Source organism: Rhodanobacter sp. FW106-PBR-R2A-1-15 (assembly GCF_058789735.1).
Window position 1 is genome coordinate 24,463 of the sequence record NZ_JBYTEM010000013.1, and the last position, 20,395, is coordinate 44,857.

The 20,395-nt window shown below is 67.9% G+C and carries 22 protein-coding genes; 8 read left to right on the forward strand and 14 right to left on the reverse strand.

The features are described from left to right. Positions 1 to 167: 167 nt before the first annotated feature. Complete coding sequence (ptsP, locus tag AC3WTD_RS08735) at positions 168 to 1,910, forward strand: phosphoenolpyruvate--protein phosphotransferase (RefSeq protein ID WP_027492614.1); 1,743 nt, start codon at positions 168 to 170, stop codon at positions 1,908 to 1,910. A 187-nt stretch (positions 1,911 to 2,097) separates the two neighbouring features. On the opposite strand, the gene AC3WTD_RS08740 is transcribed toward ptsP, so the two are convergent. Together AC3WTD_RS08740 and AC3WTD_RS08745 are read right to left on the reverse strand one after the other, a co-directional pair. Beyond that, on the reverse strand, positions 2,098 to 2,448 hold the full coding sequence (locus tag AC3WTD_RS08740; protein WP_221174198.1) for a LysR substrate-binding domain-containing protein: 351 nt from the start codon (positions 2,446 to 2,448) through the stop codon (positions 2,098 to 2,100). Next, entirely contained in the window at positions 2,382 to 2,636 is a 255-nt protein-coding gene (locus tag AC3WTD_RS08745; RefSeq protein WP_221174199.1) for a helix-turn-helix domain-containing protein, read from the reverse strand. The genes AC3WTD_RS08740 and AC3WTD_RS08745 overlap by 67 nt, the downstream gene beginning before the upstream one ends. Positions 2,637 to 2,740: 104 nt before the next feature. Here AC3WTD_RS08745 and AC3WTD_RS08750 point away from each other — a divergent pair, with 104 nt between their 5' ends. From AC3WTD_RS08750 to AC3WTD_RS08760, 3 genes are all read left to right on the forward strand, one after another. After that, the gene (locus AC3WTD_RS08750; RefSeq protein ID WP_221174200.1) at positions 2,741 to 3,574 is read left to right on the forward strand and encodes a DODA-type extradiol aromatic ring-opening family dioxygenase; all 834 of its coding nucleotides are present in this window, start codon (positions 2,741 to 2,743) and stop codon (positions 3,572 to 3,574) included. Between the two features lie 278 nt (positions 3,575 to 3,852). After that, positions 3,853 to 4,647, forward strand: a complete 795-nt coding sequence (locus AC3WTD_RS08755) for an SDR family NAD(P)-dependent oxidoreductase (protein ID WP_027492618.1) — start codon at positions 3,853 to 3,855, stop codon at positions 4,645 to 4,647. Between the two features lie 30 nt (positions 4,648 to 4,677). After that, positions 4,678 to 5,619: an aldo/keto reductase gene (locus AC3WTD_RS08760; protein ID WP_027492619.1), complete on the forward strand. Its 942-nt coding sequence runs from the start codon at positions 4,678 to 4,680 to the stop codon at positions 5,617 to 5,619. A gap of 33 nt (positions 5,620 to 5,652) precedes the next feature. On the opposite strand, the gene AC3WTD_RS08765 is transcribed toward AC3WTD_RS08760, so the two are convergent. After that, a complete protein-coding gene (locus AC3WTD_RS08765) occupies positions 5,653 to 6,528 on the reverse strand; it encodes a LysR substrate-binding domain-containing protein (protein ID WP_235642380.1) in 876 nt (291 codons plus the stop codon). A gap of 228 nt (positions 6,529 to 6,756) precedes the next feature. Between AC3WTD_RS08765 and AC3WTD_RS08770 the strand changes: the two genes are divergently transcribed. Beyond that, positions 6,757 to 7,782, forward strand: coding sequence for a YeiH family protein (locus tag AC3WTD_RS08770; RefSeq protein ID WP_027492620.1), 1,026 nt, complete (start codon positions 6,757 to 6,759; stop codon positions 7,780 to 7,782). Between the two features lie 60 nt (positions 7,783 to 7,842). Here AC3WTD_RS08770 and AC3WTD_RS08775 read toward each other — a convergent pair whose 3' ends face one another. From AC3WTD_RS08775 to AC3WTD_RS08805, 7 genes are all read right to left on the reverse strand, one after another. Continuing rightward, positions 7,843 to 8,436, reverse strand: a complete 594-nt coding sequence (locus AC3WTD_RS08775) for a hypothetical protein (protein ID WP_235642381.1) — start codon at positions 8,434 to 8,436, stop codon at positions 7,843 to 7,845. Between the two features lie 121 nt (positions 8,437 to 8,557). Continuing rightward, entirely contained in the window at positions 8,558 to 9,250 is a 693-nt protein-coding gene (gene tsaB / locus AC3WTD_RS08780) for a tRNA (adenosine(37)-N6)-threonylcarbamoyltransferase complex dimerization subunit type 1 TsaB (RefSeq protein WP_027492621.1), read from the reverse strand. Next, complete coding sequence (creD, locus tag AC3WTD_RS08785) at positions 9,247 to 10,611, reverse strand: cell envelope integrity protein CreD (RefSeq protein WP_027492622.1); 1,365 nt, start codon at positions 10,609 to 10,611, stop codon at positions 9,247 to 9,249. The genes tsaB and creD overlap by 4 nt, the downstream gene beginning before the upstream one ends. Positions 10,612 to 10,772: 161 nt before the next feature. Continuing rightward, complete coding sequence (locus tag AC3WTD_RS08790; RefSeq protein ID WP_027492623.1) at positions 10,773 to 11,477, reverse strand: alpha/beta hydrolase; 705 nt, start codon at positions 11,475 to 11,477, stop codon at positions 10,773 to 10,775. Next, positions 11,474 to 12,283, reverse strand: coding sequence for a dioxygenase family protein (locus AC3WTD_RS08795; protein WP_027492624.1), 810 nt, complete (start codon positions 12,281 to 12,283; stop codon positions 11,474 to 11,476). The genes AC3WTD_RS08790 and AC3WTD_RS08795 overlap by 4 nt, the downstream gene beginning before the upstream one ends. Before the next feature lie 63 nt (positions 12,284 to 12,346). Further along, a complete protein-coding gene (locus AC3WTD_RS08800) occupies positions 12,347 to 12,736 on the reverse strand; it encodes a DoxX family protein (RefSeq protein WP_027492625.1) in 390 nt (129 codons plus the stop codon). A gap of 45 nt (positions 12,737 to 12,781) precedes the next feature. Beyond that, positions 12,782 to 13,414 (reverse strand): NADPH-dependent F420 reductase, encoded by a 633-nt coding sequence (locus AC3WTD_RS08805; protein ID WP_027492626.1) that lies wholly within the window; start codon positions 13,412 to 13,414, stop codon positions 12,782 to 12,784. A gap of 123 nt (positions 13,415 to 13,537) precedes the next feature. Here AC3WTD_RS08805 and AC3WTD_RS08810 point away from each other — a divergent pair, with 123 nt between their 5' ends. Then, complete coding sequence (locus tag AC3WTD_RS08810; protein WP_027492627.1) at positions 13,538 to 14,455, forward strand: LysR family transcriptional regulator; 918 nt, start codon at positions 13,538 to 13,540, stop codon at positions 14,453 to 14,455. Positions 14,456 to 15,009: 554 nt separating this feature from the next. Here the strand turns inward: AC3WTD_RS08810 and AC3WTD_RS08815 are convergent. Further along, a complete protein-coding gene (locus AC3WTD_RS08815; protein ID WP_027492628.1) occupies positions 15,010 to 15,771 on the reverse strand; it encodes a class I SAM-dependent methyltransferase in 762 nt (253 codons plus the stop codon). Positions 15,772 to 15,961: 190 nt separating this feature from the next. After that, on the reverse strand, positions 15,962 to 16,231 hold the full coding sequence (locus tag AC3WTD_RS08820) for a metal/formaldehyde-sensitive transcriptional repressor (RefSeq protein ID WP_027492629.1): 270 nt from the start codon (positions 16,229 to 16,231) through the stop codon (positions 15,962 to 15,964). A 56-nt stretch (positions 16,232 to 16,287) separates the two neighbouring features. Here AC3WTD_RS08820 and dmeF point away from each other — a divergent pair, with 56 nt between their 5' ends. After that, positions 16,288 to 17,232: a CDF family Co(II)/Ni(II) efflux transporter DmeF gene (gene dmeF, locus AC3WTD_RS08825; RefSeq protein WP_492613548.1), complete on the forward strand. Its 945-nt coding sequence runs from the start codon at positions 16,288 to 16,290 to the stop codon at positions 17,230 to 17,232. A gap of 104 nt (positions 17,233 to 17,336) precedes the next feature. Here the strand turns inward: dmeF and yoaA are convergent, their stop codons facing one another. Next, the gene (yoaA, locus tag AC3WTD_RS08830; RefSeq protein ID WP_492613549.1) at positions 17,337 to 19,283 is read right to left on the reverse strand and encodes a DNA repair helicase YoaA; all 1,947 of its coding nucleotides are present in this window, start codon (positions 19,281 to 19,283) and stop codon (positions 17,337 to 17,339) included. Positions 19,284 to 19,443: 160 nt separating this feature from the next. Between yoaA and AC3WTD_RS08835 the strand changes: the two genes are divergently transcribed. Continuing rightward, on the forward strand, positions 19,444 to 19,833 hold the full coding sequence (locus tag AC3WTD_RS08835; RefSeq protein ID WP_492613550.1) for an MAPEG family protein: 390 nt from the start codon (positions 19,444 to 19,446) through the stop codon (positions 19,831 to 19,833). Between the two features lie 36 nt (positions 19,834 to 19,869). Here AC3WTD_RS08835 and AC3WTD_RS08840 read toward each other — a convergent pair whose 3' ends face one another. Further along, positions 19,870 to 20,394, reverse strand: coding sequence for a tetratricopeptide repeat protein (locus tag AC3WTD_RS08840; RefSeq protein WP_492613551.1), 525 nt, complete (start codon positions 20,392 to 20,394; stop codon positions 19,870 to 19,872). Position 20,395 lies beyond the last annotated feature (1 nt).

Sequence of the window (20,395 nt, forward strand, 5' to 3'; positions counted from 1 at the left end):
ATGGGATTCGGGATACGGGATTCGGGATTCGAAAAAGCAAAAGCGCCGCTGCGGCGGGTCTTGCCGCGGCCCGCTTTGCCGAATCCCCAATTCCCAATCCCGAATCCCGGCTTCAAACCGAATCCCATATCCCGCATCCCGAATCCCGGCGCCCCAAGGGGGCGCTCGTGAGACACCTCCTCGCCGGCACCGTCGCCGCGCACGGCATGGCGCTCGGCCGTGCGCGGCTGGTGCAGCCCAGCCGCTATGCGGTGGATACCCGGCCGCTGGCCGAGGAGGAGGTCGAGGGCGAGCTGGCCAAGCTGCACCAGGCGCTGGACACCGCGCGGCAGGAATTGCGCGAGCTGCGCGGCAAGCTGCACGGCGCGCTGGCGCGCGAGGTCAACGAGTTCATCGACGCGCACAGCCTGCTGCTGGACGACGCCGAGCTGCTGCGCGGGCTGGACGATCTGGTGCGGATCGGCCACTACCGCCCCGGCGCCGCACTGAAGAAACAGCGCGACCGGTTGTCCGCGGTGTTCGAGGCGATGGACGACCCCTACCTGCGCAGCCGCAAGGAGGACGTCGAGCAGGTGATCAACCGGGTGATCTCCGCGCTGCAGCGACAGACCAGCCCGGAAGAACGCAAGCTGGCCGCACGGGTGGGCGAGATTCTGATCGCCGACAACATCGCGCCAGCCGACATGGCGCAGCTGGCCGGCAACGGCCTGCTCGGCGTGGTGGCCAGCTCCGGCAGCGCGTACTCGCACAGCGCGATCCTGGCGCGCAGCCTCGGCCTGCCGATGCTGGTAGGCACCCGCGACGCGCTGTCCAACATCCACGACGACGACCTGATCCTGCTCGACGCCGAGCGCGGCGAGGTGATCGTGCACCCGGCCGCGCAGGATCTCTCGCGCTACCGTGCCTGGCAGCGCGAGGCGGCCGCCGAAGGCCGGCGGCTGGCCAAGCTGGCCAACGCGCCCACGCGCACCCGCGACGGCGTGGAGATCACCCTGCTGGCCAACGCCGAGACGTCCGCCGACGTGGCGCTGGCGCGCGCCCGCGGCGCCGACGGCGTGGGTCTGTACCGCACCGAGTTCCTGTTCCTCAAGCACAAGGGCCTGCCGTCGGAAGACGAGCAGTTCATCGCCTACCGCGACCTGGTGATGGGCATGGGCGGCCTGCCGGTGACCATCCGCACGCTGGACCTGGGCGCCGACAAGGCCGACGCCGCCGGGCTCGCCCTGCGCGGCGAGGACAACCCGGCGCTCGGCGTGCGCGGCGTGCGCCTGTCGCTGCGCTACCCGGCGGTGTTCACCACTCAGATCCGCGCGATCCTGCGCGCCGCCTGCTATGGCCCGGTGCGCGTGCTGGTGCCGATGGTGACCCAGCCGGACGAGCTGATCGCGGTGCGCACGCTGTTCAATCTGGCGCGGCAGGACCTCAAGCGCGAGAACATCGACCTGCCGGAGAAGCTGCCGCTGGGCGCGATGATCGAGGTGCCGGCGGCGGCGATCAACGTGCGCGCGCTGCTGGAGCATGCCGACTTCCTCGCCATCGGCACCAACGACCTGGCGCAGTACGTACTCGCCGCCGACCGCGGCAACGACGCGCTGGAGAACATCTACAACCCGCTGCAGCCGGCGCTGCTGCGGCTGATCTCGCACGTGCTCACTTCCGGCCGCCGCGCCAAGAAGCCGGTCAGCCTGTGCGGCGAGATCGCCGGCGACGCGAACTTCACCGCGCTGTTGCTGCTGCTCGGCCTGAACGAATTCAGCATGCATCCGGCGCAGATCCTGCAGGTACGCGACCGCCTCGCCACGCTCGGCCACGCCCACCTGCGCCGCCACGCCGCGGCCTTGTTGCGCGCGCGCACCCACGAGCAGGTGGCCGCGACGTTGGGCGCGATCCTCGGGAACGCCGCGCCCTGACGCCTAAAACAGGGGGGCGGTGTGAGCTGGCCCGGGTTTGGCGGACACCTTGGAACGGGGGCAATCCACCCCGGGAGGGGTCAGATCAACGATTCACCGCGGAGTTCGCGCGCGGGGCGGTCGGTGCGAAGCAAGCGCCGGCGTGCCGGGCTCCGGCCCCGCGAACGCCGTGCGAGATGATCGATCATCACCCGCACCTTGGCCGGGGGCGGCGATCGGGTGGATACAGTACATGGATGCCGCCGAGATCCATCGGCGGCTTGTCCAGTTCCAGCACCACCAGTTCACCGCGCTGCAACGCGCCGCCGACGATGAACCGCGGCTGGTGGATGATGCCCTGCCCGTGCACGGCCGCCGCCAGCAGGGCATCGCCGTTGTTGGCAAGCAGGTTGCCGCCAACTGGCACGCGGTGCTCGCCGCCGCTGCCAAAGGCCCAATGTCGGCGGCACTGCATGGCCGAGAGCGTGTAGCTCAGGCAGTTGTGCTGGGTGAGTTCGACGATGCGCCGCGGCGGTCGGGGTAGTCCGGCGCGGCGCAAACCCGCATCGGGCTGTTGCCCAGCCGGCGCGTGGTTCGGCAGAACAGCTTCACGCCCAGCCGCGCCTCCAGCGCATTGACGTGCTTGGTGGCCATGGCCGGCGGCATGCCCAGGTGGCGGGCCGCCGCGGACAGGCTGCCCTCACTGGCCGCACGCACGAACACGTGCATGCTGGTAACCCGGTCCATATCACATCCAACCATGTGTACGAAGTATTGCTTGACATTACCCGATTCTCTATTTCGGGTAGGCAATCCATCATGGAGCGATGAATTCCACGAGGGCTGCAGCCATGAACAATCAACCACTCCCCGGCACCGCCACCAACCCGCGGATGCCGGTGCTTTTTGTCCCCCACGGGGCCGGCCCGTGCTTCTTCATGGACTGGAACCCGCCCGATACCTGGCAGCGCCTGGCCGCATGGCTCAAGGGTGTGGCCGGTACCCTGCCGGCGCGGCCGCGGGCCATCGTGCTGGTGTCGGGGCACTGGCTGGAAGCGGAGTTCAGCCTCAGCGGCCACGCGCGCCCGCCCTTGATCTACGATTACAGCGGTTTCCCGCCACACACCTATGAACTGACCTACCCGGCGCCCGGCGACCCCGGGCTGGCCACGCAGATTGCGCAACTGCTGGCGCGCGATGGCCTGGCCACGCGCATCGACGGCCACCGCGGCTTCGACCACGGCGTATTCATCCCACTCAAGCTGATGTTTCCGGCCGCCGACATTCCGGTCGTGCAGTTGTCGCTGCGCCGCGACCTCGACCCGGCTGCGCACATCGCCGCCGGCCGTGCCCTGGCCGCGCTGCGTGACCAGGGCGTGCTGGTGGTCGCCAGCGGCATGAGTTTCCACAACATGCGCGGCTACGGCGACCCGCGCTTCACGCCGATCTCGGCCGAGTTCGACGACTGGCTGACGACGGCGGTGGAAAGCGCCCCGGATCGCCGCGATGCGCTGCTGACCCACTGGATGCAAGCTCCCAACGCGCGCATGTGCCACCCGTCCGGCGCCGAGGAGCACCTGCTTCCGCTGATGGTCGCCGCCGGTGCCGCCGGCGACTCCGCAGGCCGCCAGGCGTACTCGGAAAAGATCATGGACACCACGATTTCCGCCTTCCGCTTCGGCTGAGAGGTTGTGATTTCTCAACCTCGAAGTCCGGCCACGGCGATGGCATGGCGAGGGCATGGATGCCCGAGTTGAGGCAACGCAGGGAGCGGTTACCCGATGCCCGAGTTGAGGCAACGCAGGAGCAGTTGCCCGATGGCCGGACGCGGAGCGGTCACGCAAGTGACTGATCCGCGTGAGTGCGTCCGGGCATGTACCGGACGCACGATAGAAGAAAACCACAGGAAGTGGTTTTCTTCACAGGTTCTGATCGCCGGGCAGGCAACGAACGGGAGAACCCCATGAACATCGATCTGTCGGGCAAGACCACCATCGTCACCGGCTCGACCGGCGGCATCGGCCTGGCCATCGCCACCGGGTTGGCCAGCGCCGGCGCCAGCGTCACCATCGTCGGCCGCACGCGCGAACGAGTGGACGCTGCGGTCGCCAGGGTACGCAAGGCCAGCGGCCGCGACGACGCCAACGGCGTGGTCGCCGATGTCGGCACCGCGGAAGGTTGCAAGGCATTGATCGCGGTGCGACCGGACACGGACATCCTGGTCAACAACCTCGGCGTCTACGGCACCCGCGAGTTCTTCGACATCGACGATGCGCGGTGGGACGAGTACTGGCAGGTCAACGTCATGAGCGGCGTGCGCCTGGGCCGCCACTACGCCCGAGGCATGCGCGAACGCGGTTGGGGGCGGATCCAGTTCGTGTCCAGCGAGTCGGCACTCAACATTCCCACCGAGATGGTCCATTACGGCGCCAACAAGTCCGCCGTGCAGGGCCTCTCGCGCGGCCTGGCGAAGGTGCTTGCCGGCACCGGCGTCACCGTCAACACCATCCTGCCGGGGCCGACGCGTACCGAGGGCGGCGTGGCGATGATGACCGAGCTGGCGGCCAGGCGCGGCGTGACGCCGCTGGAGATGGAGGGCCTGTTCCTGGCCGAGAATCGCCCGTCCAACCTGCTCGGCCGCTTCGCAACGCCGGAAGAGGTCGCCAACCTCAGCGTCTACGTCGCATCCCCGCAGGCCAGCGCCACCACCGGCTCCGCGCTGCGCGCCGACGGCGGCACCGTCGAAACCATCGCCTGACCATCCGCGCAAATCGAGAGGACACCCACCATGGACAAACGCAAACTCGGCCGTTCCGGCCTGCAGATCGCACCGCTGGTCTTCGGCGGCAACGTGTTCGGCTGGACCGCCGACGAAACCCGCTCGTTCGAACTGCTCGACCGCTTCACCAGTCGCGGCTTCAACGCCATCGACACCGCCGACGTCTACTCGTCGTGGGCCCCTGGTCTGTCCGGCGGCGAATCGGAAACCGTGATCGGCAACTGGCTCGCACGCCGCGGGCGCCGCGACGACGTGGTGCTGATGACCAAGGTCGGCATGTGGGATCGGCACAAGGGCCTGTCGGCCGATAGCATCGCCGCCGCCGTGGACGACTCGCTCGAGCGCCTGCGCACCGACTACATCGACGTCTACTTCGCCCACGTCGATGACAAGGAGGTGCTGCTGGAGGAAACCCTTGGCGCGTTTGCCAAACTCGTCAAAGCCGGCAAGGTGCGTGCCCTCGGCGCCTCCAACCATGAAGCCGCGCGCCTGCGCGAGGCGCTGGCGGTATCGACGGGGCAAGGGCTGCCGCGCTACGAAGTCATCCAGCCGCGCTACAACCTGTACGACCGCGCCGATGTCGAGTCCGGACTGGTGGACATCGCCGCCGAGTACGACCTGGGCCTGGTCAGCTACTTCTCGCTGGCCAGCGGCTTCCTGACCGGGAAGTACAAAAGCGTCGGCGACCTGAAGGGCAAGGCGCGCGCCGGCTTCCTGGAAGGCTACTTCGACAGGCGCGGCCTGGCGCTGCTGGATGTTCTGCGCAAGGTCGCCGACGACGTCTCCGCCACCCCGGCACAGGTCGCGCTGGCCTGGCTGATGGCGCAGCCGCAAGTCACGGCACCCATCGCCAGCGCCACCAGCCCGGCGCAGCTCGACGAACTGATGGGCGCAGCCGAACTGACGTTGCCGGACAGCGCGATCGACATTCTCGATTCCAGCGGTCAATGACCAGGGAAAAGCGCACCGGCAACGACACGGTCGTTACAGCTTCGCCAGAAACGCATCCAGCAGCGCACCGCGGTACTTCTGCCTGTGCAGCAGCAACGAGAGCTTGCGGCGCAGGTCGAGGAACGGCGTCTTCAGCGCCTTCAACCTCCCGGTCGCCAGCGCATCGGTGACCGCCACGGCAGGCAGGCAGGCGATGCCGAGGCCGGCCACCACCGCCTGCTTGATTGCCTCGATCTGGTCGAGTTCCAGCACCGTTTCGCCGGGCGGCAGTTGTGACAGCACCCGCTCGCTGGTGGCGCGGGTGGCCGAGCCCGGTTCGCGCAGCACCCAGCGTGCGCCGGCGAAATCCGCCGGCTTCAGGCCACGCCTACGCGCCAGCGGATGCTCCGGCGGCGCGCACACTACCAGCCGGTCGTCGCGCCACGGCCGCACTTCCAGCAGCGGATGTGCCACCGGACCCTCGACGCAACCGACGTCCAGCGTGTGCTCGAGCATGGCGGCGGCGATCGTCTCGGTGTTCGCCACGCGCAGGCGGATCGCCACCTGCGGATACGCGTGCACGAAACCGCCGAGCAGTTCACCGACCAGGTAATTGCCCACCGTGTTGCTGGCGCCGATGCGCAGCTCGCCGGTGAGCGCCGCGCCCTCCTCGCGCCCGCGGCGGCCAAGCTCGGCATGGCGCTCCAGCAGCTCCTGTGCCAACGGCAGCAGCTCGCGGCCGCGGGCATTCAGGTGCAGGCGGCCGCGTTCGCGGTCGAACAGCGGCGCATCCAGCTGCCGCTCCATTTCCGCCAGCGCCATGCTGGCCGCGGGCTGGGTCAGGTGCAGGCGTTCGGCGGCGGCGCGCACGCTCCCCGCCAGCGCGATCTGCACGAACACCTCGAGCTGGCGCGGGCTGATGTTGATCATCACCCAATCTTATACTTCATATCAGCTTTTCCAAGTTTTACTGATAGGCGTGGACGAGGAGAATGGCGCGCCAACGACCCGACAATTTCGTACTTGCCCGTCATTCCTGCGCAAGCAGGAAGCGCTTCACAACAGCTAAGCTGGTCATCCAGCGACTTCTCGGCCAAAAGTCGGGAAAGCACTGGGCCGGCCTTCGCCGCGGTGACGCCAACCCAAGGCATTCGGGCCATGAACACACCGCTCGCCGCCGCCCTCGCCCGCCCGACCCTGCGCAGCCGCGCCGCCGGCCTGCTGCTGGCCGTCGCAATCGCACTCGTCGCCTGGTGGCTGGGCCGGCGGCTGCCGCTGGTCGGCGGCCCGGTGATCGGTATCCTGCTCGGCATCGCGGTGCGCAACGTGCTCTCACCCGGCGCACGCTTCACGCCCGGCATCGCCTTCGCCGGCAAGCAGGTGCTGCAGTGGTCGATCATCGCGCTGGGCTTCGGCCTCAGCCTTGACCAGGTGGCGAAAACCGGCCTCGAATCGCTGTCGGTGACCCTGGTGACGCTGACCGTGGCCTTCGTCAGCGCGTGGGCGCTGGGCCGCTGGCTGGGCGTGCATGACAAACTGAAGGTGCTGATCGGCGTGGGCACTGCGATCTGTGGCGGCTCGGCGATCGCCGCGGTGACGCCGATCATCGAGGCCGACGACCACGACACCGCGTTCGCGATCTCCACCATCTTCCTGTTCAACGTGATCGCCGTGCTGGTGTTCCCGCCGCTCGGCCACCTGATGCAGCTGTCCGACCTCGGCTTCGGCCTGTGGGCCGGCACCGCGATCAACGACACCTCGTCGGTGGTCGCCGCCGGCTACAGCTACAGCCACGCGGCCGGCGACTACGCCACCATCGTCAAGCTGACCCGCGCCACGCTGATCATCCCGATCTGCCTGGTGCTGGCCTTCGCGGTGGCCGCGCGCGAAAAGAAAAAGAGTGCCGCCGACTTCAGCCTGCGCCGGATCTTCCCGTGGTTCATCCTGTGGTTTCTGGTGGCCTCGGCACTGCGCACCGTCGGTCTGATCCCCGCCGCGACCCTGCCCGCGCTGCACGTCGTGGCCGAGTTCCTGATCATCGTGGCGCTCACCGCCATAGGCCTGTCCGCCAACCTGCGCAAGATGATCGCCAGCGGCGCACGGCCGATTCTGCTGGGGCTGGGCGTGTGGATTGCAGTGGCGGTGAGCAGCTTGATGGTGCAGTTAGTGATCGGCCGGCTGTGAGATCTCGCTATCCAACAGCTCTCATTTACCGACTACGAAACATGCGCCTTCGGATGCCCGTCACTTTTGTCCATCGAACTTGATTCGCACCAGCTTTGTCCCTAGCAATCCCACGGACTCTTTGACGGTTGCAACTTCGCCAACGCGCCGCTCTCCAAAAGACTCGCAAAGCGTGACCGTCTGTGAAGTAAGTACATCGACATAACTAATAACTTGTTTGCATCCTCTGCTATAGCCCACCTCTTCGATTGTGACATCAAATGTTTTCGAGGTGCTTGGTATAAATGCAATCGCCGTGCGCAACATGCCGCGGACAAAAAAACCAAAAATCAGAGTTACAAGGCAAGCCATCAGGATCATCGAAACGAAGGCTTGTATAGGATCGACTTGCACGATTGTTCCGTCTTTCGATCGATATTTGTAATCCTTCGCTCGGAAATTGAGCCAACAACGCCATCCACCAAAGATACCTGCCGCGATGCCCAATGGATAAACAACAAATTTCTCGACATTCGGATAAAGACTTATATCAGTCTGCCATGTGAGAAAAATCAAACATACGGGGCCACCGACCACCATAAGCAGCAACAAGAAGATGCCCGTACGAAAATTGCTAAAACTCTCTTTTCCGGGTTCCTGAATATTAGGTGGCATCAAAATTTCCAATGAGACTGACGGCGATGTTCCCTTGACTGCAATCATTATGACGTGTTGATACGACACCAACCGCCCTTACGAAAACATCCAACTCCCCTGCGCGGCAGGGGCCAACAGCTCAAGCCTTCCCCTGCTCCACCAGCGTCAACGCCACCTTGTCGCGCAGGTAAACCGGCAGGGCCTGTTCGGGCGGCAGTGCGCGGCCGGCCTTGAATTCGCGGACAGCGAGTTCGGCCACGTGCACGGCCTGCGGATAGCGCAGGCCGTCGGCGGAACGCAGGGGGCCGGTGAGGCGCTGCGACAACGCGGTGGCGTAGGTGGCCCAGCCACTGCCGACGACCTGCCAGGCGCGGGCTTCGGGCAACACCAGTGTCTCCGCCGTGCAGATGCGCTCGTCGTCCAGCGCGAGCAGGCCGTCCGCGCCATCGCGGCGGTAGCAGGCGGCGTAGATCTCGCCCATGCGAGCGTCGATCACGGCCAGGATCGCGGTGCCCTCTTCTTCCGGCGCTTCCAGCGCCAGCGCGGCCAGCGAGGAGACGGTGACCACCGGCAGGTCCAGCGCCAGCGCCATGCCCTGCGCCAGCGACACCGCAAGGCGCACGCCGGTGAACGCGCCGGGGCCGCGGCCTACCGCGATGGCGTCGAGCGCGCGGCGGCCGATGCCGGCCTCGGCCAGCAGCTCGTCGGCCATCGGCAGCACCAGTTCGGTGTGCCGGCGCGGCGCGATCTCGCTGCGGGCGATCAGCTCGTCGCCGTGGATCAGGGCGACGGAGCAGGCTTCGGTGGCGGTTTCGATCGCGAGCAGGTTCATGATTTGTCCATGATAGCGGCTGGCGGCTCGGCCGAGGTCGACCCCGCTGTCGTCGGCATGCTCGCGTACCAGTCGATGCGGCGGGTCAGATACATCATCAGGCCCACCATCGCCAGCAGCACCAGCGCGCCGATCAACAGCGCGTACTGCTCGGCCGCGATCAGCCCGTACAGCATCGCGTAGATCAGCCCCAGCACGCCGCCCAGCAACAGGCCGGCGCGCCGCGCACGCAACACCGCCATCGCGTAGCCGCCCACCAGCACGGCCACCGCGACGGCCGCCAACGCATATGCCGGGCCGAAACCGATCTGCTCGGACAACGCCAGCAGCACCACGTAGAACGTGGCCAACGCCGCGCCGACCAGCAGGTATTGCACCGGGTGCACGCGCAGCCGCTTGAGCACCTCGAACAGGAAGAACGCTACGAAGGTCATCGCGATGAACAGCAGCCCGTATTTCCCCGCTCGCACGTTGCGCTGGTACACGTCGACCGGCTGGTACAGCTGCACGCCAAAGGTCGAGGCCTGCAGCGCCTGCTTCATGCCGTCATCATCGCTCCAGTGCTGGCCGTAGCTGCGGTTGAGGTCGAGCAGATGCCAGTGCGCGCTGAAGCCGTGGCCGTTGATGCTGCGCTCCAGCGGCAGCGCCGCGCCGACGAAGCTGGGATCGCGCCACGGCGCGCGCATCGTCACGTCGGTGCTGCGCCCCAGCGGCAGCAGTTGCAGCGCCTCGGTGCCGGCCAGCTTCAGGCCGACCTGCACGTCGATCGGCTGCTCGCCCAGCGTATCCAGGTCGATCGGCACCACCACGTTCGGCCAGCTGCCGAGTCGATCGGCCGACGATTCGAAGCGTGCCGGCTGACCGTTGATGCGCAGCTCGGTGACCTCCTGCAGGCCACGCAGATCAGCGATCGGCAGCCGCAGCTCGGCCTTGCCGCCCTGCCACGTCGCATTGCTGGCGCGGCGATACTGGGCGATGTCCTGCGTGCGGAACTGCGCACCGAGCTTCACCGTGGCGACGAACACCGGCGCCGCGTAGATGCCATAGCTGCGCGTGTCCACCGCCATCGCCACGTCCAGCTTCAACGTGTCGGCCAGCACGCTCTCGTTACCCGCCTGCCAGCGCGCCGCCGTCGCCAGCCCTTCCGGCGCCACCTGGCGCAGTGTCGGCACCACCAGCACGGGGCCGCCCAACACCTGCCGGCCGCCCCAACCCTGCGCAATCTGCGCGATCGCTCCCTCGCGCAACTGCTGGCGCTCGCTGACCAGGCCGCGCACCTGCATCAACGGTATCGTCATCAGCAACGCCAGCACGCCGATGCCCAGCACCTTGGCGGTCACGCTCTGTGTCCACTTGCCCATGTTCGCAGCCCTCCCTTGGATCCGGAGTGCCGATCACAGCAGCGCCCGCGGCACGGCAGCGGGCAAACGCGGGCGAAACGCAGGCAGTCGGGCGACCATGGCCTGTCCGCGCATCGTGTGTGTCGCCATGCGGGATGGCGGGCGTTCCCGCCCGCCCCGACTTATCGCCCTGCGCCGGGCCGGTTCCAGCGCTGGTCGCCGCGGGCCAGCCAGGCGAGAAAATCGGTGCGCATCGCCGCGCCCAGTTCGTGCCCGGTCGGGTAGAGCTTCGTCTCGTGCGCGACACCGAGGCGAGCGAGCCAGTCGCCGGCCCGCTGCGCCCAGCTCACCGGCAGCTTGTCGTCGTACGTACCATGCGCAACGTAGCCACGCAGCGTGGCCAGGCGCGGCGTATCGGCAAGCTGCGGTTCGAGTTCCGGCAGGATCCGGCCGGCCAGCACGGCGAACCCGGCCACGCGCTCGGGCGCGGTCAACGCCACGCTGGCGCTGAGGATGCCGCCCTGGCTGAAGCCGGCAACGACGGTATGCGCCGCGTCGATGCCGTGCGCCTGCTGCAGTTGTCCGATGAAGTCGATCAGCGCGCGGCGGCTGGCGTCGGCCTCGCTTGCGACGATCTGCGGCCCCTGGCCGGTGAAGGCGACGCGGAACCAGCCGAACGCCTGCGGCCCCAGCGCGATCGGGCCGCGCGGCAGCACCACCAGCGTGTCGCTGCCGGCGTCGGCGCCGAGTGCGGCCAGGTTGCTCTCGTTGCCGCCAACGCCGTGCAGCAGTACCAGCAGCGACGCCGGCTTCTGCGGCGGCGGTTGCAGCGTGCGGAACGCCAGCGCGAAGGCGGGATCGACCGACAGCGATGACAAGGTCTTCATGCGGCAGGCTCCAGTGAGGCGGCAGCCGCGTCCGGCAGGCCGAACGCGAACGAATCCATCGACAGCACGCCGTAGGTCATGCCGCCTTCGACCAGCCGCGCCGCATCCGTGCCGGCGCTTGCGCCCATGGCCACCAACAGTGGCAGGTAGTGTTCCTCGGTCGGATGCGCACGCTCGGCATGCGGCGCGCGGCGGCGGTAGTCGACCAGCGCCTCGACGTCGCGCGCGGCCACCGCATCGCGAACCCAGTCGACGAACTCCTGCGCGTACTCCGGGTTGCGGATGGCCTGGCGGAATTCGTACAGGTTGTGGGTCAGGCTGCCCGAACCGACCACCAGCACGCCGCGCTCGCGCAGCGGCGCCAGCGCCTGGCCCAGCCGCAATGCGCCGGCGGCATCGATGCTCTGCGGCAGCGACACCTGGAACACCGGCACGTCGGCGCCCGGGAACAGGTAGCGCAGCGGCACCCAGGCGCCGTGGTCGAGGCCACGGCGTTCGTCGAGCGCGACGTCGAAGCCCGCCTGCGCGAGCAGCTGCGCGGCGTCCTGCGCCAACGTCGGCGCACCCGGCGCGGGGTACCGCAGTTGATACAGCGGCGGCGGGAAGCCACCGAAGTCGTGGATCGTCTCCGGCGCATTGCTGGAGCCGACGCGCACGCCCCGCGTCTGCCAGTGCGGCGACACCACCAGCACGGCGCTGACGCCACGCAGCGACTGGCCGACGGCGCGCAGGTTCGGGCCGAGCACGCCCGGTTCCAGCGCGAACATCGGCGAGCCATGGGAGATGAAGATCGAGGGAGCGGTCATGACGATTCCTGAAAAGGGCAGCGGGCGCTGCTGCGCCCGCTGCGTTGAACGGCAGGTTGGAAGTCAGGCGGTGCGGCGCTTGTTCCACAGATGGTCGAGGCTGAGCGTACCGGCACCCTGGGCGGCGAGCATCAGGAAGCCGCCGGCCATCGCCACGTTCTTCCAGAAGTTGATCGCCTGCGCGGCGTCGCCGAGGTGGGCGTGGAACAGTGCCGCACTGGCCAGCGAGAACGCGGCGAGCGCCAGCGCGATCCAGCGCGTGAAGGCACCGGTGAGGATGGCCAGGCCGCCGCCGAGTTCCAGCGCGATCACCAGCGGCAGCAGGCTGCCCGGCAAACCGGCGGATGCCATGTATTGTTGGGTGCCGGCGTAAGCGGCGATCTTGCCCCAGCCGGAAATGATGAAGATGAGCGAGAGGCCGACGCGGCCGAACAATGTCAGTGAAGCGTTCATGTGGACTCCTTGCAAAGTGGGGAAGAATGGTCGACGCGAGGCGCGTCAGGCCTTGCTGATCCAGGTCGGCGCGATCGACGTGCCAAGGCCGGCGCCGTAGCCGAGGTAGATGTTCAGTGCGGCCAGCGGTTCGAGGTAGCGCGCGTTCTTCAGCGGGCCGGCGTCGACCGCCGTGAAGCCGAGGCTTTCGATCAGCGCCTTCGCGGTCTGCTTCGCCCGCTCGCTGTCGCCGGCGAAGAACGCCGGGGCGATCTGGCCATCGGCAAACCGCGGGCCGTCGGCCAGCACCTGGGCGAACAGCGTGTTGAACGCCTTGACCACCTCGGCTTCGGGCACGGCCTTGGCGATCTCCTCGGCGGCCGAGGTGTCGTAGCCGAGGGTGAGGCCCATGTAGTCGGCGGTCAGCGGATTGGTGATGTCGATGACCACCTTGCCCGCCAGCGAACCCAGCGAGCGCAGCGCCGGCACCGCGTCGGCATAACCGGTGGCAACGATAACGACGTCCGAACCGGCCAGCGCCTCGGCGGGGGCCGCGGCCACGGCGCCGGGGTTGGCGGCAGCCAGCGCCTGCGCCTTGACGAGGTCGCGGGCGGTGATGCGCACGGCGTGGCCGGCGCGGGTGAGTTGCCTAGCAAGGGCCGAGCCCATGTTGCCGGTGCCGATCAGGGTGATGTTCATGGAAGTCTCCGTGGGGCGCCCGGAGCATCCGGGCATGGGGAGTACTCTATTGATCAATTATGCGTTGATAAATTAGCCTTTGATTGACTTATTGTTTCGTAAATAGAGACAAAGGATACCGTCGTGGACAAATTCCAGGAGATGGCCAGCTTCGTCGCCGTGGTCGAGGCCGGCAGCTTCGTCGGCGCCGCGGAGGCGACCGGGCTGTCCAAGGCGGCCGTGTCGCGCCACGTCGCCGAGCTCGAACAGCGCCTGGGCGCCCGCCTGCTGCAGCGAACCACGCGGCGGCTGTCGCTGACCGACGATGGCCAGCTGTTCTTCGCCCGCGCGAAAGAAATGCTCGCCGCGATCGACGAGGCGGAATCGGAAATCAGCTCGCGCAGCGGCGAGCCCAGCGGGCGGCTGCGCATCAATGCGCCACTCAGCTTCGGCGTGCTGCAGCTGGCCCCGCTGTGGCCGCGCTTCGCGCAGCTGTACCCGAAAGTGTCGCTGGACATCGAACTGAGCGATCGCGTCGTCGACCTGGTCGAGGAGGGTTACGACCTGGCGGTGCGCATCACCAATCTGCCCAGCTCGCAGCTGGTCAGCCGGCAACTCGCCTCGACGCGCATGATCGCCTGCGCGTCACCGTCCTACCTGGCGCAGCACGGCACACCGCAGCAGCCACAGGAACTGGCGCAGCACGAAGTCATCTCCTACAGCTACTTCGCCGCCAGGGACGAATGGACCTTCACCGCACCCGACGGCAGCCCCGCCGTCGTGCGCACCCGCACCCGCATCCATGCCAACAACGGCGACACCTGCCGCGCCGCCGCGCTGGAGCACCAGGGCATCATCCTGCAGCCGGATTTCATCGTCGCCGACGACCTGCGCCGCGGCGACCTGGTCGAACTGATGCCGACGTACCACGCGATGACGCTCGGCATCCATGCGGTGTATCCCTCACGCAAGCACCTGCCGATCAAGACGCGGCGGTTGGTGGATTTTCTGGTGGAGGCGTTGGCGGTGCCGGGGTGGACTATCGGCCACGCGCTCGATTGACCACGGAGCATGGTGGGATCTGGCCCACCGTTCGCCCTGACGCAGGCCCGGAAGGGCCGAAAGTCGAAGCGCGATCGCTGGCGGGTGCTTCGACTTCGCTTGCCATCGCAAGCCACGCCAGGTGCGAACGGCTTGCCTGGCTGAACGTGGTCAAGACGCTGGATCCCGGTTTCCGCTCACTGCCATCCGGAATACTTTTAGAGGCCCGCGGCTCCAGGATTTCGAACACCCTTCCAATCGTCATTCCGGCGAAGGCCGGAATCGCACCTCAGCGATGCAGCAAAGCATCGTGTTGGGCGATGCCCTTTTTGCTTCGCCGTCCGCGCGTGCGATGGGCCTGGTTACAAGTGCGATTCCGGCCTTCGCCGGAATGACGGTGAGGGACGAGCCGGTCGGTTCGATGAAGCCGACCAGCGTGCGGGGGCAAAGACTGGCGGCATGCCCGCAAAGCCGGGCCAGTCGGGCCCCAATGGCGGCACCGCCCGGCGAACGGTCACGACCTGCCGGGCCTGACCGCTCGGCCCGACGCCAGCGGGGGATGTCATGGCCCGGACTCATACGATTCCGGTGCGCATGTTGATGGGCCAGGTCACCGGCCGTTTCGTTGCCGGGTCCCCCCAGCGTGCGGCCAGATTCGTCACGAAACACTCGATCACCCGGCCGTGGCCTTGCTTCACGGCATGTTTCACGGCCGACCAGGTCGAGATGTAGCCCATGAGCTCGGCGAGCGACCACGCTTTCCGAATCGCCATTGCGGGCGGCGGGAACTCCGCGAAAGGAAAATCGAGGTCCGCGTAGCCACGGTCGACCATCTGCCGTTCCGGTGGCCAGAACGGACCGATTTCGTCCCGATAAAAGTGCAGGAAGTGCTCGTCCAGTGCTTCGTCCAGCTTCGGCACGCCATAACTGATGAGCGCCAGCAAGGCACCCTCCCGGGCGATGCGCCTGACTTCGGCATAGAACGCGGGAAGGTCGAACCAGTGCGCGGCCTGCGCGGCCGCCACCAGACTCGCGCTGCGGTCCGGCACCGGCAGGTGTTCGGCGGGCGCCTGGGCATACCGCACGCGTTCGGTGACGGGCGCATGCACGATCTGGTCGGCGCTGGGGTCAAGGCCGAGCACGCTGTCGAAATACGCGCCCAGCTGTGCCGCCAACTGGCCGGAGCCGCAGCCGACATCGACAGCGAAGCGGGTGTCGGGCGAGGCACTCGCCAGAAAGGCGGCCAGCGCGGGCGGGTATTCCGGGCGGAACCTCGCATAGTTCTGTCCGCCAGCCCGGAACCAGTTGCCGGGGTGGTCGCCTCGTTCAACGGACATGCGTCGTCTTCCGGGTTGGTGCCTGGGCTTCCAGCAGGCGATCCGCGATAACAAGGGGCGGTTTCAAGGTCCACTTCCCGCCTGACTATAGTGAACCCTACCTGCTCCTTCTCTTTAAGCACGCATGGAGAGAGTGACTCGGCCGCCGAAGGCGATCGACCACTCTTCACTTTGAGCACCTTGGCCTCCGCTACTTGAGGTAGCTCCTCAGCACGCCGAGCACCGGCAGCAGCTCGTCCTGCTGCTTCGCGTTGCCGGTGTCGGCCACGTGCGAACGCAGGTGGCCTTCCATCACCTGCAGGATCAGGCCGTTGACCGCGCCGCGCACGGCGGCCAGCTGCTGCAGCACCGCGCCGCATTCCTCGTTGCCGTCGATGGCGCGTTCGAGCGAAGCCAGCTGGCCGCCGATGCGGCGTACCCGGGCGACCAGTTTCTTGCGGTTTTCCTGCACGTGGGACATGGCAACGGCCTGCCGGTCATATACTATGGGGGAGTATATAACCACGGAACTCCGCCATGCCCGCCCCCGACGTCTCAGCCTTCATCCACAGCCACCAGTTCAACCACGTCGACGCGAAGGCGGAGCGCAATACCCGGCGCGTGGTGTTCATCACGGCGGCGATGATGGTGGTGGAGATCGCCGGCGGCTACTGGCTGAACTCGATGGCCCTGCTGGCCGACGGCTGGCACATGAGCTCGCACGCCCTGGCGATGGGCCTTTCGGTGATGGCCTATGTGTTCGCCCGGCGCTACGCACAGGACGGCCGCTTCGCGTTCGGCACGTGGAAGATCGAGATCCTCGGCGGCTACAGCAGCGCCCTGCTGCTGGCGGTGGTCGCCGCACTGATGATGGTGCAGTCGCTGGAACGGCTGTTCGTGCCTGCGGCGATCCGCTACGACGATGCCATCCTGATCGCGGTGCTCGGCCTGGGTGTCAACCTGCTGTGCGCGTGGCTGCTGAAGGGCGAACACCATCACGGGCATGCGCATGGACACGACCATGGGCACGACCACGCCCACGGACACAACGGTCGCCATCACGACATGAACCTGCGCGCGGCCTACCTGCACGTCGTCGCGGATGCGGCGACCTCGGTGCTCGCCATCGTCGCGCTGGTCGGCGGCAAGCTCTACGGCGCCGCGTGGCTGGACCCGGCGATGGGCATCGTCGGTTCGGTGCTGGTGGCGCGCTGGGCCTGGGGGCTGTTGCGCGAATCCGGCAGGATCCTGCTGGATGCCGAAATGGATCAGCCGGTGGTCGAGGAGATCCGCGACGTGGTGCGGGAAAAGTTCGCCACGGCGGCCATCAGCGATCTGCACGTGTGGCGCGTCGGCCGCGACAGCTACGCCTGCATTCTTGGACTGGTGGCCAGCACGGCCATCAGCGCCGAGGATGTGCGCCGGCAGCTGGCCATCCACGAGGAACTGGTGCACGTGACGGTCGAGGTCGCGGCAGCCTGAGCCAGTTGCGCGCGAGCCAAGGCCTGTCGCAGCTCGACGCTTTTGCTTCGGCGAATCCCGAATCCCGAATCCCGGCCCTCAAGGCACCGCCCGCCAGCGGGCTCCTACGGGTTTTCCCCCGCATCGTCGAAGAAGGCTTGCACGTCCGCCAAGTCGCGCGTGCGCGGCATCGGCGGGACGCTGGCGAGGAACAGCTTGCCGTAGCCCTTGGTGGTGAGCCGCGGGTCGCACAGCACCAGCACGCCGCGGTCGTGCATGCTGCGGATCAGCCGGCCGGCGCCCTGCTTCAGTGCGATCACCGCGCTGGGCACCTGCCAGCCCATGAAGGGATTGATGCCGGACTGTTCCAGCGCGGCGAGGCGCGCCATCAGCACCGGATCGTCGGGTGCGGCGAACGGCAGCTTGTCGATCACCACCACGCTGAGCGCCTCGCCGACCACGTCGACGCCTTCCCAGAAACTTGCCGCGCCAAGCAGCACGCCATGGCCACTGGCGCGGAACTCTTCCAGCAGCCGCGGCCGTGGCGCGCTGCCCTGCACGAACAGCGGCCACGGTACCTTGTCCTGCAGCAGCTCGGCGGCGCGGCGTAGCGCGCGGTGCGAGGTGAACAGCAGGAACGCGCGGCCGCTGGAGGCATGCAGCACCGGCAGCACCGTTTCGACCACCTTGTCGGTGTAGTCGCGCGCATTCGGGTCGGGCAAGCCCGACGGCAGGTAGCACAATGCCTGGCGTGCGTAGTCGAACGGACTGTCCAGGCTCAGCGTCTGCGGCTCGTCCAAGCCGAGCTGGCGCGCGAAATGGTCGAAGTTGCCGGCCACCGACAGCGTGGCCGAGGTGTGCACCCACGCCGCCTGGGTGCGTTCGCGCAGGCCGCGCATCGGCGCGGCGAGATCCAGCGGCGTGGCATACAGCGCGAAGCCGCGTGGAAAGGTTTCGTACCAGCGTACGTCCTGGTCGCCGTGCGTTTCGACGATGCGCTGCAGCCGTTCGGCGAACAGCCCGGCGCGCTCGTGCAGGTTGGCGAAGCCGCGCGAGCGCTCGGCCTGCGAGGCCAGCAGTTCGGCCAGCGTGGCCAGCAGCTCGCCCAGCTCGTGCAGAGCCGCGCGTACCTCGGTGCGATCCTCCAGCAGGGCGAACGCGCCGCGCGCGGGCAGCGGCTCCATCGCCAGGCGCAGCTTGCGCAACGCATCCTGCAAGGCCTCGACCGGTTCCAGCAGCAGGCCGATCGCACCAGTGACGCCGCTGCATTCGGCCAGCGTGTCCTGCGCCATGTCGGTGAGCTGGCGCGCACTGAGACTCTGCGAGAAGAACTGCCCGGCCAGTTCGGGGATCTGGTGCGCCTCGTCGAGGATGAAGGCCGCCGCGCCCGGAAGGATCTCGCCGAAGCCTTCCTGCTTCAGCGCCAGGTCGGCGAACAGCAGGTGATGGTTGACCACGACCACGTCGGCCTCCATCGCCCCGCGACGCGCCTTGAACACGTGGCAGTCGTCGTAGAACGGGCACTCCACGCCGAGGCAGTTTTCCGCGGTGGAGGTGACCCGCGGCCACAGCGGCGATTCCTCCGGCACCTCGGCCAGCTCCATGCGGTCGCCGCGGCGGGTACGCGCGGACCAGGCGCGGATCGTCGCCAGCTGCGCCGCCTGCGTGCGCTCCAGGCTGCCGCCATCGCGCACGGTCTGGTCGAGCCGGTACAGGCACAGGTAGTTCGCGCGGCCTTTCAGCAGCGCCGTCTTCAAGCGTGCGCCCAGCACCGAGCGCACCTTCGGCAGGTCGCGGAAATACAGCTGATCCTGCAGCGCCTTGGTGCCGGTGGAGATGATCACGCGCTCGCCCGAGAGCAGCGCCGGCACCAGGTAGGCGTAGGTCTTGCCGGTGCCGGTGCCGGCCTCGGCGATCAGCGTGTCGCGCCCGGCGATGGCCTGCTGCACCGCCCGCGCCATCGCCTGTTGCGCCAGCCGCGGCGCGAAATCCGGCAGCTCGCGCGCGAACGGCCCCTCGGCACCGAGCAGGGCGCCGACGTCGTCGGACTCGGTGTCTTCGAGGGCGTCCATCCGCCAAGTATGGCGGAGCGGCCGCGCGGGACAAAACGGCGGCGGGAACCTCCGCCGTCGCCGGCGCATCAACCCGACAACCAGGCAGTTGCGGCGGCCACTGGCGGCCGCCGCGTGCATGCCCCACCATGGCGCACCACTACCGCAGGGGAGTAGCGCGATGACGACCGAACTGTGCATGCTGATGTGGAGCGTGGTGCTGGGTCTGCTGCAGGTCGCGCTTGCCGCCACCTGCACGGTCGCCCAGCGCGGACTGGGCTGGGCCGCGAGTCCCCGCGACGAAGTGAGGCCGCCGCTCAGCGGCGTGGGCGGCCGCCTGCAGCGTGCCAGCGCGAATTTTCTCGAGACCTTTCCGTTCTTCGTCGCCGTGGTGCTCGCTGCGCAGCTGCTGCAGCGCCACGACCACTTCACCGAACTCGGCGCCCAGCTCTACTTCTGGGCGCGCGTGGCCTACGTGCCGGCCTACGCCGCCGGCATCCCGTACCTGCGCACGCTGATCTGGGCGGCGAGCATCGCGGGCATCGTGCTGGTGCTGGTGGCGCTGTTCTGACGCCCGCCGACTGCGCGGGGTCCGCGCACGACAAACTCAATAGCGCGGGATGCCCGGCTTGTGGCACTGCGCCACCCACTTGCGCGCGGTGTCGGCGCCGGCCGCGTCGCGCGCCTGCAGGCGCATCTCCACGATGGTCTGCCAGTTGCGTGCGCACAGCGGGCCCAGCCTGGGGCCGAGCGACCACGACTTGTGGGCGAGCCTCTCGGCAGCGGAGAAGTCCTTCAGCCGCACCGCCACTTCCGCACGCTCCTGCAGCAGGTCGGGCGACTCCGGGTTGAGCTTCAGCGCCTGGTCCAGCGTGGCTGCGGCGTCGACGTACTTGCCGGCCTGCTCGTCGCGTCGGGCGGTGTCCTGCAGCGAGCTGATGCCCGGATCGCGCAACGGGTTCACGTCGATGACCGACTTCTCGCGGTCGCCGGCGGCGCGGATCGCGGCCACCTGGTCATGGGCCGGCGCCGACGGGCGCGTTTCCAGCGGCGGCGTGGTGGCGAACATGCCGCAGCCGGCCAGCAGGCCGGCGACCAACAACAGGGAAGAAGCTTTGCCCAGGTATTGCATG

Coding starts and splice junctions, on each gene's coding strand:
- AC3WTD_RS08745 (WP_221174199.1), bottom strand. CDS start 2,636: ATGGACCGGGTTACCAGCATGCACGTGTTCGTGCGTGCGGCCAGTGAG.
- AC3WTD_RS08750 (WP_221174200.1), top strand. CDS start 2,741: ATGAACAATCAACCACTCCCCGGCACCGCCACCAACCCGCGGATGCCG.
- AC3WTD_RS08755 (WP_027492618.1), top strand. CDS start 3,853: ATGAACATCGATCTGTCGGGCAAGACCACCATCGTCACCGGCTCGACC.
- AC3WTD_RS08760 (WP_027492619.1), top strand. CDS start 4,678: ATGGACAAACGCAAACTCGGCCGTTCCGGCCTGCAGATCGCACCGCTG.
- AC3WTD_RS08765 (WP_235642380.1), bottom strand. CDS start 6,528: ATGATCAACATCAGCCCGCGCCAGCTCGAGGTGTTCGTGCAGATCGCG.
- AC3WTD_RS08770 (WP_027492620.1), top strand. CDS start 6,757: ATGAACACACCGCTCGCCGCCGCCCTCGCCCGCCCGACCCTGCGCAGC.
- AC3WTD_RS08775 (WP_235642381.1), bottom strand. CDS start 8,436: ATGCCACCTAATATTCAGGAACCCGGAAAAGAGAGTTTTAGCAATTTT.
- tsaB (WP_027492621.1), bottom strand. CDS start 9,250: ATGAACCTGCTCGCGATCGAAACCGCCACCGAAGCCTGCTCCGTCGCC.
- creD (WP_027492622.1), bottom strand. CDS start 10,611: ATGGGCAAGTGGACACAGAGCGTGACCGCCAAGGTGCTGGGCATCGGC.
- AC3WTD_RS08790 (WP_027492623.1), bottom strand. CDS start 11,477: ATGAAGACCTTGTCATCGCTGTCGGTCGATCCCGCCTTCGCGCTGGCG.
- AC3WTD_RS08795 (WP_027492624.1), bottom strand. CDS start 12,283: ATGACCGCTCCCTCGATCTTCATCTCCCATGGCTCGCCGATGTTCGCG.
- AC3WTD_RS08800 (WP_027492625.1), bottom strand. CDS start 12,736: ATGAACGCTTCACTGACATTGTTCGGCCGCGTCGGCCTCTCGCTCATC.
- AC3WTD_RS08805 (WP_027492626.1), bottom strand. CDS start 13,414: ATGAACATCACCCTGATCGGCACCGGCAACATGGGCTCGGCCCTTGCT.
- AC3WTD_RS08815 (WP_027492628.1), bottom strand. CDS start 15,771: ATGTCCGTTGAACGAGGCGACCACCCCGGCAACTGGTTCCGGGCTGGC.
- AC3WTD_RS08820 (WP_027492629.1), bottom strand. CDS start 16,231: ATGTCCCACGTGCAGGAAAACCGCAAGAAACTGGTCGCCCGGGTACGC.
- dmeF (WP_492613548.1), top strand. CDS start 16,288: ATGCCCGCCCCCGACGTCTCAGCCTTCATCCACAGCCACCAGTTCAAC.
- yoaA (WP_492613549.1), bottom strand. CDS start 19,283: ATGGACGCCCTCGAAGACACCGAGTCCGACGACGTCGGCGCCCTGCTC.
- AC3WTD_RS08835 (WP_492613550.1), top strand. CDS start 19,444: ATGACGACCGAACTGTGCATGCTGATGTGGAGCGTGGTGCTGGGTCTG.
- AC3WTD_RS08840 (WP_492613551.1), bottom strand. CDS start 20,394: ATGCAATACCTGGGCAAAGCTTCTTCCCTGTTGTTGGTCGCCGGCCTG.